Source organism: Pantoea leporis (assembly GCF_028048155.1).
Lineage (GTDB): Bacteria > Pseudomonadota > Gammaproteobacteria > Enterobacterales > Enterobacteriaceae > Pantoea > Pantoea leporis.
Genome location: NZ_JALMEU010000001.1, coordinates 162,379 through 177,174 on the forward strand (window position 1 = coordinate 162,379; position 14,796 = coordinate 177,174).

Consider the following 14,796-nt stretch of genomic DNA (forward strand, 5'->3'; position numbering starts at 1 on the left):
GCCAAGGCTGCCTGTTTTTTTGTGTTTAACGTCCGAACAGATCGCGGCGTTTCGGTTTGAACGGTTGTGCAATCAACACCAGCAGCGCCACCAGCAGATAAGCGCCGAATATCACGATCATCCACTGCGGCATGCTCCAGGTCAGGAAAGTCCAGCCGCGCTCGGCGCAGTCACCGCTGGCCACAAACACCGAGGGCAACCATTTATCCAGTGGCAACCAGGCTGGGAAACGTGCGGCAAAGTCGCAGGTGACAAACGGATTGGGATGCAGCTGAATCATGGTGTGATCGTAAGAGAGACGAGTGCCTTCAATCGCGCTATAAATCCAGATGAGGATCGCCGCCCAGCGCAGCGGGGTTTTCGGTGCAATCGCACCCACGATGCCCGCGCCCATCACGCCAAACAGCGCGCAACGCTCATAAATACACATTACGCAGGGTTGCAGCCCCATGACGTGCTGAAAATACAACGCCGTCAATTCAAACGCTAGCGCCGTCAGGGCCAGCAGAAGCCAGGCACCGCGTCCACGCGAGCATTGATTCAAATATCGCAACATATTGCTTTTCCTGTAACCGTTATTGTTTCGCAGTGTAAACCAAAAGCGCAGCCGTGCCAGCCAGGTAAAGGGAAAAAATCATGTACAAAAATGACTTAAGTCGCGTTGAGGCCAAAAAAGATCCGGCCATGCGCTTCATCCGATAAGTGCAAGCCACGGGCGCAGCGCAAACGTGTGCTTGCCTGCGTTGTTTCATCTGAATCCACGGCTGAATTTTGCGCCAGCGCGCGCTTTTAATCGGTTGGCAGGCTATTTCCGCTATAGCCGCTCTGGTATGATGAGTCGCATTACGATAAAGAAAGCAACGAGAAATAAATGCTATGGTGATTAAGGCGCAGAGCCCCGCGGGATTTGCGGAAGAGTATATTATTGAAAGCATCTGGAACAGTCGTTTTCCGCCGGGATCCATTCTACCTGCCGAACGTGAGCTTTCTGAACTGATTGGCGTGACCCGCACCACGTTGCGTGAAGTATTGCAGCGTCTGGCGCGCGATGGCTGGTTGACCATTCAACATGGTAAACCGACGCGCGTTAACGATTTTTGGGAAACCTCCGGTTTAAACATCCTCGAAACCCTGGCCCGACTCGATCACGATAGTGTCCCACAGTTGATTGATAATCTGCTGTCGGTGCGGACTAACATCTCCTCGATTTTTATCAGCCGTGCGCTGCGTCATCATCCAGATAAAGCGCGCGAAGTGCTGGAAAATGCGCTGATCGAGGAAGACAAAGCCGAAGCCTATACCGAGCTGGATTATCGCGTGTTCCGCGGCCTGGCGTTTGCATCAGGTAACCCGATTTATGGTCTGATTTTAAATGGCCTGAAAGGGTTGTATACCCGCGTGGGTCGTCACTACTTCTCCAGTCTGGAAGCGCGTGAACTGGCGCGTAACTTCTATCGCCAGCTGGCTGACCTGTGCGTGGCCAATCCTTCGCAGGAGCAGATTGTCGATAGCGTGCGTGAATACGGACGCCGCAGCGGTGAGATTTGGCACAAGATGCAGAAAAGCATGCCGGACGATTTAGCCAGCAAGCGATAAAAGAAAAACCGGACTTCGACAGTCCGGTTTTTTTTGCCTTATAACGTTGGGCCGCGCGTGGGCGAACGATCCAGCAACTCGACGCTGCCGTCTTCATTCTGCTGTTCCAGAATCACATCAAAGCCCCATAAACGGTGGACATGCTTCAACACTTCTTTGCGGCTCTTATCGAGCGGCGCACGCTGTTGCGGCACATAACGCAGCGTCAGTGAGCGATCGCCACGCAAATCCACGTTGTAGACCTGAATGTTAGGTTCCAGATTGCTCAGATTGTACTGCGCCGACAGCTGCTGACGAATGGCGCGGTAACCCGCTTCATCATGGATCGCCGCAATTTCGAGGAAATTGTTGCGGTCATCATCCATCACCGTGAACAAGCGGAAATCACGCATCACTTTTGGTGACAAGAATTGGCTGATAAAGCTTTCATCCTTGAATTCACGCATGGCGAAATGCAGGGTTTTCAGCCAGTCGGAACCGGCAATGTCCGGGAACCAGTAGCGATCTTCTTCGGTCGGTGTCTGACAGATGCGTTTAATGTCCTGGAACATCGCGAAGCCCAGCGCATACGGGTTGATGCCGTTATACCACTGGCTGTTATACGGTGGCTGATACACCACGTTGGTATGGCTGTGCAGGAACTCCATCATAAAGCGTTCCGACACTTTGCCTTCGTCATACAGATGATTAAGGATGGTGTAGTGCCAGAAAGTGGCCCAGCCTTCGTTCATCACCTGCGTCTGTTTCTGCGGATAAAAATACTGGCTAACTTTGCGAACAATGCGCAGCACTTCACGTTGCCAGGATTCCAGCAGCGGCGCATTTTTTTCCATAAAATAGAGCAGGTTTTCCTGCGGTTCAGAAGGGTAGCGCGATGCCTCAACGTGCACCGACTCTTTCTCTTTACGCGGCAGGGTGCGCCACAGCGTATTCACCTGACTCTGCAAATACTCTTCGCGGCTCTGCTGGCGCGCCTTCTCTTCCTGCAGCGAAATTTTCTGCGGACGCTTATAGCGATCCACACCGTAGTTCATCAACGCATGGCAGGAATCGAGCAGCCGCTCAACTTCCTCCACGCCATAGCGCTCTTCGCAGTCGGTAATGTAATTTCGCGCAAACAGCAGGTAATCCACAATCGAACTGGCATCGGTCCAGCTGCGGAACAGATAGTTATTTTTAAAGAAAGAGTTGTGACCGTAACAGGCGTGCGCCATTACCAGCGCCTGCATGGTCATGGTGTTCTCTTCCATCAAATAGGCGATACACGGATTGGAGTTGATGACGATCTCATACGCCAGGCCTTGCTGACCATGCTTGTAGCGCTGTTCCGTTTCGATGAATTTCTTGCCGAACGACCAGTGCGCATAGTTGATCGGCATACCCACGCTGGAGTAGGCATCCATCATCTGCTCGGAGGTGATCACTTCAATTTGGTGCGGATAGGTTTCCAGTCCGTAACTTTTGGCTACGCGGTCAATTTCCGCCAGATAATCATCCAGCAGTTCGAAGGTCCAGTCGGGACCATCACTGAGTCGTTTACTGTTGCGGGTTGGCTCGTCAAAGATTGTCGTCATAGCGCACCTCTGTTTTGCAAGCGGCAGGAGTTACCTGTCACGATCGTTTAAGGCCTCATCCTGAGTAAAGATGGCCCAAAAAACTGAGCGAACACTTCAATGATAGTCCACTGTCGCCTATCCGAAACTGAATCTCAATCGAATTCTTTTGGCAGAAAATCATTCAAAAAGCGTTAGTTAAGCCGATACTGATGACAAGTGTTGGTTAGGTTTCATTTTGCAGAATAATGCTCTGTTTATAAGTGGATTGTATGACTGCGGCGCTTTCTCCTGAAAAAAGTCAAAACCGCTGCCCTCCGCATAATAAATTGCTAATTAAGGGATTTAAGGCATAAAAAATCCTGATTTTGCCGCTGTTGCATGATTTCAGTGTGCAGTCAGGTAAAAAACATGTGAAATAAGTCGGTCGAATGTAAGATTTCAATAGCGGTCGGGTTATGCTGTGTTGGGCTGGGTTAATAGTTAATTATTCTTTTGCTGCGACGAGGGGCTTATGCGCGTAGTGATTCTTGGTAGTGGTGTGGTTGGGGTAGCGAGCGCATGGTATCTGGCGCAGGCCGGACATGAGGTCACGGTTATCGATCGTCAACCTGCCGCCGCGCTGGAGACCAGCGCCGGTAATGCGGGACAGATTTCACCGGGCTATGCTGCGCCCTGGGCGGCGCCGGGCGTTCCGCTGAAAGCGGTCAAATGGATGTTCCAGCGTCACGCGCCGCTGGCGGTACGTCTTGATGGCAGCAAATTCCAGCTGGAATGGATGTGGAATATGCTGCGAAACTGCGACATGCAGCACTATCAAGAGAATAAGAGCCGCATGGTGCGCATCGCGGAGTACAGCCGCGACTGCCTGAAAACGCTGCGCGCCAGCACCGGCATTGCCTATGAAGGTCGGCAGGGCGGCACGCTGCAGCTGTTCCGCACTCAGCAACAGTTCGAAAGTGCCAGCAAAGATATCGCCGTGCTGCGCGATGCGGGCGTGCCCTATGAGTTGCTGGAAACGCATCAGCTCAAAAATGTCGAACCTGCGCTGGCGGCAACGGCGCATAAACTCACCGGCGGTTTGCGTCTTCCTAACGACGAAACCGGCGACTGCCAACTGTTCACCCAACGTCTGGCTGCGATGGCAGCAGCGGCGGGCGTAACCTTCCGCTACAACACCTCGGTTGATCAGTTGTTGCGTGAGGGCAATCGCATTTATGGCGTGAAGTGTGGCGATGAAGTGATCAAAGCCGATGCTTACGTGGTGGCATTCGGTTCCTATTCAACCGCGCTGCTGAAAGACATTCTCGCCATCCCGGTTTACCCGTTGAAAGGCTATTCGCTGACGATTCCAATCAAGAATGCCGACGCCGCACCGGTTTCCACCATCCTCGATGAAACCTACAAAGTGGCGGTAACGCGCTTTGACGATCGCATTCGCGTGGGCGGCATGGCAGAAATTGTTGGTTTTAACACCAAACTGTTGCCGGCACGACGCGAAACGCTGGAGATGGTGGTCCGCGATCTCTATCCTGAAGGCGGTTTTGTCGAACAGGCCACGTTCTGGACCGGACTGCGTCCAATGACGCCAGACGGTACGCCGATTGTCGGGCGCACGCCGCTCTCCAATCTCTATCTCAATACCGGTCACGGTACGCTGGGATGGACGATGGCTTGTGGTTCCGGTCAGCTTCTGGCTGATTTAATTTCCGGTCAGAAACCGGCGATTGCCGCAGATGATTTGTCAGTGCTGCGCTACCTGCCAGGTTTTGAGCCACATTCTTCGCCACTGCGTAACGCCAGCGCGGCGCGCTGAGACCTCAGGGAGAGTAAAAGCATGTCACGTCCAACCGGTGCCACCATCAATCAACAGGCACTGCGTCATAATCTGGCCGTTGTTCGCCGGGCGGCCCCGCAATCACGCGTCTGGTCGGTGGTAAAAGCCAATGCGTATGGTCACGGTGTGGCTCGCGTGTGGCAAAGCCTGGCAGAAACCGATGGTTTCGCGCTGCTGAATATGGAAGAGGCGATCCTGCTGCGTGAGCAGGGCTGGAAAAAACCGATCCTGCTGCTGGAAGGTTTCTTTCATGCCGAGGATTTAGCGCTAATCGATCGTTACCGCCTCACCACCAGCGTGCACAGCAACTGGCAGATTCAGGCGCTGGCAAAAGCGCAGCTGTCGGCACCGGTCGATGTGTACCTCAAAATCAACAGCGGCATGAACCGGCTTGGTTTCCGTCCTGAGCAGGCTCATGCGGCGTGGCAAAAACTGCGCGCTCTGCCGAACGTCGGTGCAATGACGCTGATGGCGCACTTCGCTGATGCAGAAAATCCGCAAGGAGTTGTTGAGCCGATGAAGCGCGTCGAACTGGCGGCGGAAGGGCTCGATTGTCCGCGTTCCCTGTCTAACTCTGCGGCTACGCTGTGGCATCCTGAAGCGCATTTTGACTGGGTGCGTCCCGGCATTATTCTCTATGGCGCGTCACCGAGCGGCGACTGGCAGGATATCGCCAGCACCGGATTGCAGCCGGTGATGACGCTAACCAGCGAAATCATTGGCGTGCAGCAGCTGAATGCCGGTGAGGGCGTGGGTTACGGTTATCGCTATCACGCTAGCGGCACCCAGCGTATCGGCATCGTCGCCTGTGGCTACGCCGACGGTTATCCGCGTCATGCGCCCACCGGCACGCCAGTCAGCGTGGATGGCATACGCACGCAAACGCTGGGCGCCATCTCCATGGACATGATGATGATCGATTTAGAACCTTGCCCGCAGGCCGGCATCGGTTCAAAGGTGGAGCTGTGGGGCAATCAGGTGAAGATCGATGAGGTGGCAAAAGCCGCCGGAACGGTGGGCTACGAGCTGATGTGTGCGCTCGCGCCACGCGTTCCGGTTGAAGTTATTTAAGCGCGGTCACGCGACCGTGCATTTTCTTACTGCAGCGCCAGGCGGTCAGTGCCAGCGCTGCACCCAGCAGCATCATCAATGCCAGTGACGACTTCTCAGCAACGGGCAATGCTACGATTGCCATGCTGCCGCCCGCACCACACGCCATCTGAATAAATCCCTGCAGTGCTGAGGCCACGCCCGCTTGCTGCTGATACGGCTCCAGCGCGTAGCTGGTGGCGGGACCGACCGTGAACGCCAGGCCAGCAACGGAAACCGCCACGGGAATCATGTACAGCGCCCAATGGTTTTGCCACGCCGCCGGTAACAGCGTGGTGCCCATCATCAGAAGAATTGCGCCGATCAACATGGTGGCGAAACCCATCGCCAGGCAGAACGGGCGTCCCGCTTTGCGAATGGTTTTGTTTACGAACGCGCTAACCAGCATGATCCAAAACCCGTTGGCGCCAAAGGCGAAAGAGAATTGCAACGGCGTCAGGCCGCCTTCGGTCATCAGCACGTGTGGCGCCAGCGACACATAGGTCAGCACCATGCCCAGCGCGCCGGCATTGGCAAAGGCAAAGGCGAGAAAGCGCGGTTCACGGGCGATGGCAGCATACTGCGCCAGCGGTAAACCTTTAACGCGTAAGGTGTCCGCCGGGCGCGTTTCGGGCAGCCACAGCAGGACGATCAAGCCGATCACCACCGCATAGCCGCACAGGAACCAGAATGGCATCCGCCAGCCGTAGGCTTCGGCGAGGATCCCACCCAGCAGTGGCGCCAGCGCGGGAACGATATTCAGCGCACCATTGAGAAAGCCGTAAGCGCGTGCGGCATCCTCGCCACTGAGACGGTCACGCACGCCGCTGAAGGCCACCACCGCCGTGCAGCACACCGCGCAACCCTGAATGATGCGGGCGAGAAAGAACACCGGCCACAGCGTGCTCGTGGCGGCAATCGCGCTGCCAATGATGTAAAGCGCAAGACCAATTAACGCGAGCGGCTTACGACCAAAATTATCCACCAGCGGACCGGTAATCAATTGGCCAATGCCCATCACCAATAAAAACAGAGGAATCGTGATTTGGATGAGGCTCACCGGGCTGTTAAGACCTTCGGCGATTTGCGGCAATGTCGGGAGGTAAAGATCAATGCCAAGCGGCGCCAGCAGCACCAGGCTAAGAAGTATTAAGGTGAATTTTTGCATTACGAACCGGACGACCTGTTAAACAATCCGGAAGGGTAATGACTCTTAGGGGAAAAAGAAAGGGATAATAAAAGCGATGCCTGCCGAAGTGCACAAGCATCGCCTCGAGGGTATTAGTAAGCGCCGTCGCGACGAACCACTACGCCAGCGGTTTTGAACAGAATCGCAATGTCAGTCCATAACGCCCAGTTTTTCACGTACCAGGAATCGAAATAGACGCGCGTATCGTAGTCAATGTCGTTACGTCCGCTGACCTGCCACAAGCCGGTCATGCCTGGTTTCGCCATCAGGTAGTAATCCACATCACCGGCATAACGCTCCAGTTCTGCTTCAATCACCGGACGCGGACCGACCAGACTCATTTCGCCACGAATGACATTCCACAACTGTGGCAGCTCATCAAGGCTGGTTTTGCGCAGGAAGTTACCAATTTTGGTCACACGCGGATCGTTTTTCAGTTTGAAATCACGGTCCCATTCGGCACGCGCTTCCTCGCTGGTCGCCAGCAAATTTTGCAGCACTTCCTGCGAGTTGGTCACCATTGAGCGGAACTTCAGGCACTTAAATTTCACGCCATCTTGCCCAACGCGTTCATGACCATAAATCGCATTGCCGCCGTCACGTTTCACCATCGCACACAGCAGTCCAAATACCGGTCCGAGGAACAGCAGCAGCATGGATGCCACCACGATATCGAAGGTGCGTTTCAGGAAGCGCGAAGAGCGTTTCGCCAGGTTGTTGCTGACGCGCAAAATCATCACTTCATGGCTGAAGATGAATGACATATCGGTGCCATACAGCGGCACGCCGCGCAGCGTTGGGATCACGGAGATTGAACGGCACTTCATTTTGGACAGGAACTTCAGCCATTTATCGCGCACCACTTGCTGCTCAAATTCGGTGGCGACGATAAATTGCGTGTTGTCACGGTCCATGGTTTGCCAGTTGATGTCTTTCCAGGTGATCACCGGAACGCCATTAACCTTCTCATGCTGTTGGTCATCATCCAGCGAGATAAACGCCTGCACGTTATAACCGAGGATCTCCTCGCTCTGCAGCGCCGCATAAGCTTCCATGGCATTTTTACCGGAACCAATGATGATGGTTTCCTTCTGCCACTGACCTGCGCGGTTGATGGCGCGTTTTACCACGGCACGCATCAGCGGCAGCAGCAGCAGAGCGTAAGTCCAGCTAAATACCCAAACCATGCGCGAGAAGTCCCATTTTGAAAAGGCAATCAACGCCAGATCAAGCAGAGAGAAGACGAACAGGGTTTTAATCACTTCTTTCAGTTCAAACCAAAACGGCTTGCGATAAGTGTAGTGACGCATACGCACCCAGAACCAGGCGGTGCAAAGAATAGAAAGGCTAAATTGGGCAATAAACCGATATTCAATCTGCTGGGGCGGAATAAAGGTATCCAGTTCGCCCCAAATACCTTGAACGGTGGCGGCAGATAAAAACAATGCCAGATTTAATGCAATTAAATCCGAGAAACTAAGTGCGACTTTTGCGATGAGGTTTTTGCGCAGTCCGCTCCACGAGCGGGTTGCATCATTCATTATCAAAGTACTTGCCATAAAACCTGCTCTCTTTTCTTAAGTAAAAGATGGCCTGACCAGAATCAAGTACGCGCTCAGGAGTGGTCCGCTGAAAAATGGAAAGAATAATTCTTTCAGCGAGATATAAGTCAGTGCTGCCATAAGCGCTGCAAGGAAAGGACCGTTTGAGACGTGATGCACGTCACGAAAAGCTGCAGCAACGTTTAAGAGTATGCAGGAGTTATTTGACAGAGTTAATATGGAAATAGTCTGAAAAGGAAATAAATGACTAAAGAAATAATTGGCTATTTAATTGAAATGTATGGTTAAAAGTTAATTAATCGCGAATATTACGCTTTATTTTAAGACAGCTTTTCGGAATGACCGCCATTCACATCAATGGCGGCGCCAGCCAATCAGGCGGGTTTTTTTAATACCCACAGGTCCTGCTGCTTATCATAGTGTCCGATTTGCAGATCGACAGCCTCTTCATCAATCCATGCCGGTACACTGGTATCCACATCCCAGCCGTCGAGTTGGTCACTCAGGCCGGGATTGGTATGGCAGGGAATACTGACAGTGTCGCCATTGTCACTATTGAACTCTGCATCAACGATTTCATATTGACCAATCTTCACCACGCGTCCCATTACATTCTCCCGTATTTGCTGGGTTGAATAGTGAGCATAGTCGTTCACACGCAGTTTACGAGCGATAAAGCCTCGGATTAATCCTTGTCTTCGCTGACGCGCACGCCGACCTTCACAATCTGGTTATCTTCTTTCTCTGCTACCGTCCAGGTTAACTGCTTCCATTCCACCTGATCGCCAACCACTGGCGTGCTGCCGAGCAAACTCATTACCAGCTGTCCTAGCGACTGCTGATCGTTGGTCTGTTCATCTAACTCCAGGCCGTAAATTTGCGCCACGTCGCGCAGGCGCGCTTCGGCATCCAGAATAAAGTCGCCGAAGAAGCGTTGATCCAGCGATACCGGCGGCGATTGGCTGAACATTTTACCCAGTGCGGGAAGATCGCGCTCACGGCCAATCACACACAGCACATCGCCTTCTTTCAGGCGCGTATTGCCGTTGGGATGCATTAACGCGTTATCACGGAACAGGGCGGCGATGCGGGTTTCGCGCGGCATCTGCAAATCACGCAGCGCTGCGCCGACGCACCATTTGTCGGCGCTCAGCTGGTAAATAAATTGTTCCCACGGATTCTCCGGATGGATATCCAGCCCAACCCGGCTAATCGGCGAGGCGGTTGGTGGCACCACCACTTTGGCGCGTTTGGCGGCATAGCCCAGCGAGGTACCTTGCAGCATCAACGACACCAACACTACAAAGAAAGCGATGTTGAAGTAGAGCTTGGCGTTCTCCAGCCCGGCCATCATCGGAAATACGGCGAGGATGATTGGCACTGCGCCACGTAAGCCCACCCAACTGATGAAGATACGTTCGCGTCCGGTGAAGCCTTTGAACGGTAACAGACCAACCAGAATCGACAGCGGGCGCGCTACCAGAATCAACCACAGCGACAGAATCATCGCCGGCACCGCGATGTGCCACAAATCGGAGGGTGTCACCAGCAAGCCCAGCACAATGAACATGCCGATTTGGCTCAGCCATGCCATGCCGTCAAAGGTTTGCAAAATACCGTGGCGGTTGCGAATCGGGCTGTTGCCCAGCAGGAAGCCGCAAAGATAAACCGCCAGAATGCCGCTGCCTTCCATCACGGTGGTGAGGGCAAACACGATGATGCCGCCACTCACCGCCAGCAGCGGATATAAACCCTGCGCCAGATTGATCCGGTTAATCAACTGCTGCAGCGCCCAGCCGCCGCCCAGGCCTAATACGATGCCAAGACCAAACTGCTGCACCAGATGCACCACAAACATCCAGCTCAGGCCGGACTGGCCTTGCTGAATCATGTCGATCAGCGTGATGGTGAGAAACACCGCCATCGGATCGTTGCTGCCGGATTCAATCTCCAGCGTGGAGCTGACACGTTCATTGAGGCCTTTATCACCCAGCAGCGAAAATACGGCGGCGGCATCGGTAGAACCGATAATCGCGCCAATCAGAAAGCCCTGCATCAGATCGAGCTTAAACAGCCAGGCAGCGGCAACGCCGGTTAACCCTGCGGTGATCATCACGCCGACGGTCGCCAGAGATAATGCCGGGCCGAGCGCCACCTTTAGCGAAGATGCTTTGGTGCGCATCCCGCCATCAAGCAAGATGATGGCTAAAGCGAGGTTGGAGACCAGATAGGCGACGGGATAGTTATCAAAGGCGATGCCACCGATACCATCAATCCCGGCCAACATGCCGAGAGCGAGGAAGATCACCAGAATCGGAATGCCAAGGCGTGATGAAAAGGAACTGAGCAAAATACTTGCTGCTACCAGCACGGACCCAATAATGAACAAACTGTAAATCATGCTGGTATTCAACGGCGTTCTCCTGCGGTGGGGCAAAAAAGACAAACTGCGGGCGATTCACACAGACAAGGTGGAAAGATAATGCCTTATCAATAGCTTGTCAGCGCTTAATTGCACATTTTTTCATTCTGTGGGGCCGCATCCCATATACAGCTAAATTTGTATGAAAAAACAACAGGAAATGGCGCTAAGTGAGCGGGGCTGCTGCAAAGAAAAAGCCGGTCAGTGACCGGCTTATAAAATCAGGCTTCTGCAGCCTGTTTGTGGAAAAGTTCTCTAAATACCGGATAGATGTCTTCTGGCTCGCGAATATGTTGGATTGCGAAGTTATCAAACATTGCCTGCAGATGTTCATACTCGCGCCATAAGGTCTGGTGCGCGCGACGCGTGATCTCGATATAGCTGTAATAACGCACAACCGGCAGAATATGTTTGGCTAAGATCTCGTGGCAGAGTGGTGAATCATCGGCCCAGTTATCCCCATCCGACGCTTGCGCCGCATAGATGTTCCACTGTGACGGGTCATAACGCTCTTTAACCACCTCATCCATTAACTTCAGTGCACTGGAAACAATGGTGCCGCCCGTTTCCTGCGAGTAGAAGAACTCCTGTTCGTCGACCTCTTTGGCTTGAGTGTGATGCCGGATGTACACCACGTCGACGTTCTTGTAAGTACGGCTCAGGAACAGATACAGCAGAATGTAGAAACGCTTCGCCATATCTTTGGTGGCTTGATCCATCGAACCAGACACGTCCATCAGGCAGAACATCACGGCCTGGCTGGAAGGTTCTGGTCGCTTCTCGAAGTTTTTGTAGCGCAGGTCAAAGGTATCGATAAACGGCACGCGGTCGATGCGCGCGCGCAACTCAGCGATCTCTTTACGTAAACGCTCCTCTTCCAGTAACTGCGCCGGTTCGCTGGTTTCCACTTCGGCTAGCGTAGCTTCCAGTTCGTTTAACATGCGGCGTTTACCCGCCGTCATCGCCGTACGACGAGCCAGCGAGTTCTGCAGTGAGCGCACCACGCTGATATTAGCCGGCGTACCGTTTGAGGTGTAGCCCGCGCGATGGGTTTTGTACTCGTTTAACTGCCGATGCTGATTCTTGCGCAGGTTCGGCAACGCCAAATCTTCGAACAGAAGATCGAGATATTCATCTTTAGATATCTGGAAGCTGAATTCGTCCTGGCCTTCACCATCCTGACTGGCGTTGCCCTGGCCGCTACCGCCGCTGCCGCCGCCACCTTGCGGACGTTCAATGCGATCGTTTTGCACGAAATGGTCATTCCCAGGATGCACGCGATGGCGACTGCCGCCGCGGCCCTGATGGAAGCTCGGTTCATTGATATCGTCAATTGGAATCGAGACCGATTCGCCGCTCTCGACATCGGTCACCGAACGCTTGTTAATGGCCTCGGAGATCGATTGCTTGATTTGCGACTTATAACGGCGCAGAAAGCGCTGCCGATTGACGGCGCTTTTGTTCTTACCGTTGAGACGCCGATCGATAAAATAGGCCATAAAAATCCCCCAAACTGCATTGCAAGCTTAGGCCGGGAAAACCCGGCCTCCTGTTGCAGCACCGAAGCGCCGCGACGCTTACAGATAACGATTATGAAGATTTACGCACGCGCAGATACCATTCGCACAGCAGGCGTACTTGCTTGCGGGTATAGCCTTTTTCCATCATGCGATCGACAAAATCATCGTGTTTTTTCTGCTCGTCCGTTGAGGTTTTGGTATTGAACGAAATCACCGGCAGCAACTCTTCGGTGTTCGAGAACATTTTCTTCTCGATGACCGTGCGCAGTTTTTCGTAGCTGGTCCAGTTCGGATTGCGTCCGCTATTCTGCGCACGGGCACGCAGCACAAAGTTGACAATCTCGTTACGGAAATCTTTCGGGTTACTGATCCCGGCAGGTTTCTCGATCTTTTCCAGCTCGGCGTTCAGCGATTCGCGGTCAAACAGCTGTCCGGTGTCAGGATCGCGGTACTCTTGATCCTGAATCCAGAAATCAGCGTAGGTAACGTAGCGATCAAAGATGTTTTGACCGTATTCCGAGTAGGACTCCAGGTACGCGGTCTGAATCTCTTTACCGATAAACTCGGCGTATTTCGGAATCAGGTAGCCTTTCAGGTGCTCCAGATACTTCTCGGCTTGATCCTGAGGGAACTGCTCGCGCTCAATTTGCTGCTCCAGCACGTAGAACAGATGCACCGGGTTGGCCGCCACCTCAGCATGGTCGAAGTTAAACACGCGCGACAGGATTTTAAACGCGAAGCGGGTCGAAAGACCGTTCATGCCCTCATCAACGCCCGCGTAATCGTGATACTCCTGCCAGGATTTGGCTTTTGGATCGGTATCTTTCAGGCTCTCGCCATCATAAACGCGCATTTTCGAGTAGATGCTGGAGTTTTCCGGCTCTTTCAAACGCGACAGAATCGAGAAGCGGGCCAGGGTTTCCAGCGTGCCCGGCGCGCATGGCGCAGTGGTCAACTCACTGTGATCCAACAGTTTGTTGTAGATCTTGATCTCTTCGGAAACGCGTAGGCAATAAGGCACTTTGACGATGTAAACACGGTCGAGGAAGGCCTCATTGTTTTTGTTATTACGGAAGGTAACCCATTCTGATTCGTTGGAGTGCGCCAGAATGATGCCGTTGAACGGCAGGGCAGAAATCCCTTCGGTACCGTTGTAGTTACCTTCCTGCGTGGCGGTCAGCAGTGGATGTAGCACTTTAATCGGTGCTTTAAACATCTCAACGAATTCCATCACGCCTTGGTTTGCGCGGCAAAGGGCACCTGAATAGCCGTATGCGTCAGGATCGTTTTGCGCGTGATTTTCCAGTTTACGGATATCCACTTTGCCGACCAACGCAGAAATATCCTGGTTGTTCTCATCGCCTGGTTCTGTTTTGGCAATTGCTACCTGCTCCAGAATTGACGGCCACACTTTCACCACTTTGAAGCGGGTGATATCGCCGCCAAACTCATGCAGGCGTTTCGCCGCCCAGGGCGACATGATGGTGCCCAGATAACGCCGCGGCACGCCATACTCTTTTTCCAGAATATTGGCGTCTTCCTGCGGGTTAAACAGGCAGAGTGGATGATCGTTTACCGGGCTGCGCTCGCCGTCGGCGCTCAGCACATAGATCGGCACACGCTGCATCAGCGCTTTCAGGCGCTCGGCCAATGAGGATTTACCGCCACCCACCGGGCCCAGTAAGTAAAGGATCTGTTTCTTCTCTTCCAAACCCTGCGCGGCGTGTTTCAGGTAGGAGACGATTTGCTCAATCGCTTCCTCCATACCGTAAAACTCTTCGAAGGCCGGGTAGCGTCCCATGACTCGGTTGGAAAAGATTCGGGAAAGGCGAGGCTCTTGCGCAGTGTCAACCATCACCGGCTCACCGATGGCCATTAATAGTCGCTCGGCAGCGTTGGCGTATGCACTGCGATCCTGTTTACAGATGGCGAGGAATTCCTGCAATGAGAACTCTTCGTCCTTGGCAGCTTCATAACGCTGACGATAGTGATCGAATATATTCATAGCGATGCCCGTCCTTTCGTTTT

General features: G+C 53.4%; 11 protein-coding genes. 3 read left to right on the forward strand and 8 right to left on the reverse strand.

The genetic code is table 11. The features are described 5' to 3' along the window. Positions 1–25: 25 nt before the first annotated feature. A complete protein-coding gene (gene dsbB / locus MWH02_RS00805; RefSeq protein WP_101764203.1) occupies positions 26–556 on the reverse strand; it encodes a disulfide bond formation protein DsbB in 531 nt (176 codons plus the stop codon). A gap of 320 nt (positions 557–876) precedes the next feature. On the opposite strand from dsbB, the gene fadR reads away from it, so the two are divergent. Further along, positions 877–1,596 carry a fatty acid metabolism transcriptional regulator FadR gene (fadR, locus tag MWH02_RS00810; RefSeq protein WP_101764204.1) on the forward strand — a complete coding sequence of 240 codons (720 nt, stop codon included), beginning with the start codon at positions 877–879 and terminating at the stop codon, positions 1,594–1,596. A 38-nt stretch (positions 1,597–1,634) separates the two neighbouring features. On the opposite strand, the gene MWH02_RS00815 is transcribed toward fadR, so the two are convergent. After that, positions 1,635–3,170 (reverse strand): SpoVR family protein, encoded by a 1,536-nt coding sequence (locus MWH02_RS00815; protein WP_101764205.1) that lies wholly within the window; start codon positions 3,168–3,170, stop codon positions 1,635–1,637. A 493-nt stretch (positions 3,171–3,663) separates the two neighbouring features. Between MWH02_RS00815 and MWH02_RS00820 the strand changes: the two genes are divergently transcribed. Both MWH02_RS00820 and dadX read left to right on the forward strand, forming a co-directional pair. Next, positions 3,664–4,965: a D-amino acid dehydrogenase gene (locus MWH02_RS00820; RefSeq protein WP_271459692.1), complete on the forward strand. Its 1,302-nt coding sequence runs from the start codon at positions 3,664–3,666 to the stop codon at positions 4,963–4,965. A gap of 21 nt (positions 4,966–4,986) precedes the next feature. Next, entirely contained in the window at positions 4,987–6,057 is a 1,071-nt protein-coding gene (gene dadX / locus MWH02_RS00825) for a catabolic alanine racemase DadX (RefSeq protein ID WP_271459693.1), read from the forward strand. Here the strand turns inward: dadX and MWH02_RS00830 are convergent. From MWH02_RS00830 to yeaG, 6 genes are all read right to left on the reverse strand, one after another. Then, positions 6,050–7,243 (reverse strand): multidrug effflux MFS transporter, encoded by a 1,194-nt coding sequence (locus MWH02_RS00830; RefSeq protein WP_101764208.1) that lies wholly within the window; start codon positions 7,241–7,243, stop codon positions 6,050–6,052. The genes dadX and MWH02_RS00830 overlap by 8 nt on opposite strands. A gap of 113 nt (positions 7,244–7,356) precedes the next feature. Continuing rightward, on the reverse strand, positions 7,357–8,823 hold the full coding sequence (gene wbaP, locus MWH02_RS00835; RefSeq protein WP_008110368.1) for an undecaprenyl-phosphate galactose phosphotransferase WbaP: 1,467 nt from the start codon (positions 8,821–8,823) through the stop codon (positions 7,357–7,359). Positions 8,824–9,200: 377 nt separating this feature from the next. Further along, positions 9,201–9,434, reverse strand: coding sequence for a DUF1480 family protein (locus tag MWH02_RS00840; protein WP_110866277.1), 234 nt, complete (start codon positions 9,432–9,434; stop codon positions 9,201–9,203). A 77-nt stretch (positions 9,435–9,511) separates the two neighbouring features. Then, positions 9,512–11,239, reverse strand: coding sequence for a potassium/proton antiporter (locus MWH02_RS00845; protein ID WP_101764211.1), 1,728 nt, complete (start codon positions 11,237–11,239; stop codon positions 9,512–9,514). 230 nt (positions 11,240–11,469) lie between these two features. Continuing rightward, positions 11,470–12,747 (reverse strand): YeaH/YhbH family protein, encoded by a 1,278-nt coding sequence (locus MWH02_RS00850; protein ID WP_101764212.1) that lies wholly within the window; start codon positions 12,745–12,747, stop codon positions 11,470–11,472. 91 nt (positions 12,748–12,838) lie between these two features. Further along, positions 12,839–14,773 (reverse strand): protein kinase YeaG, encoded by a 1,935-nt coding sequence (yeaG, locus tag MWH02_RS00855; protein WP_008110364.1) that lies wholly within the window; start codon positions 14,771–14,773, stop codon positions 12,839–12,841. Positions 14,774–14,796: the final 23 nt, after the last annotated feature.

Coding starts and splice junctions, on each gene's coding strand:
- dsbB (WP_101764203.1), bottom strand. CDS start 556: ATGTTGCGATATTTGAATCAATGCTCGCGTGGACGCGGTGCCTGGCTT.
- fadR (WP_101764204.1), top strand. CDS start 877: ATGGTGATTAAGGCGCAGAGCCCCGCGGGATTTGCGGAAGAGTATATT.
- MWH02_RS00815 (WP_101764205.1), bottom strand. CDS start 3,170: ATGACGACAATCTTTGACGAGCCAACCCGCAACAGTAAACGACTCAGT.
- MWH02_RS00820 (WP_271459692.1), top strand. CDS start 3,664: ATGCGCGTAGTGATTCTTGGTAGTGGTGTGGTTGGGGTAGCGAGCGCA.
- dadX (WP_271459693.1), top strand. CDS start 4,987: ATGTCACGTCCAACCGGTGCCACCATCAATCAACAGGCACTGCGTCAT.
- MWH02_RS00830 (WP_101764208.1), bottom strand. CDS start 7,243: ATGCAAAAATTCACCTTAATACTTCTTAGCCTGGTGCTGCTGGCGCCG.
- wbaP (WP_008110368.1), bottom strand. CDS start 8,823: ATGGCAAGTACTTTGATAATGAATGATGCAACCCGCTCGTGGAGCGGA.
- MWH02_RS00840 (WP_110866277.1), bottom strand. CDS start 9,434: ATGGGACGCGTGGTGAAGATTGGTCAATATGAAATCGTTGATGCAGAG.
- MWH02_RS00850 (WP_101764212.1), bottom strand. CDS start 12,747: ATGGCCTATTTTATCGATCGGCGTCTCAACGGTAAGAACAAAAGCGCC.
- yeaG (WP_008110364.1), bottom strand. CDS start 14,773: ATGAATATATTCGATCACTATCGTCAGCGTTATGAAGCTGCCAAGGAC.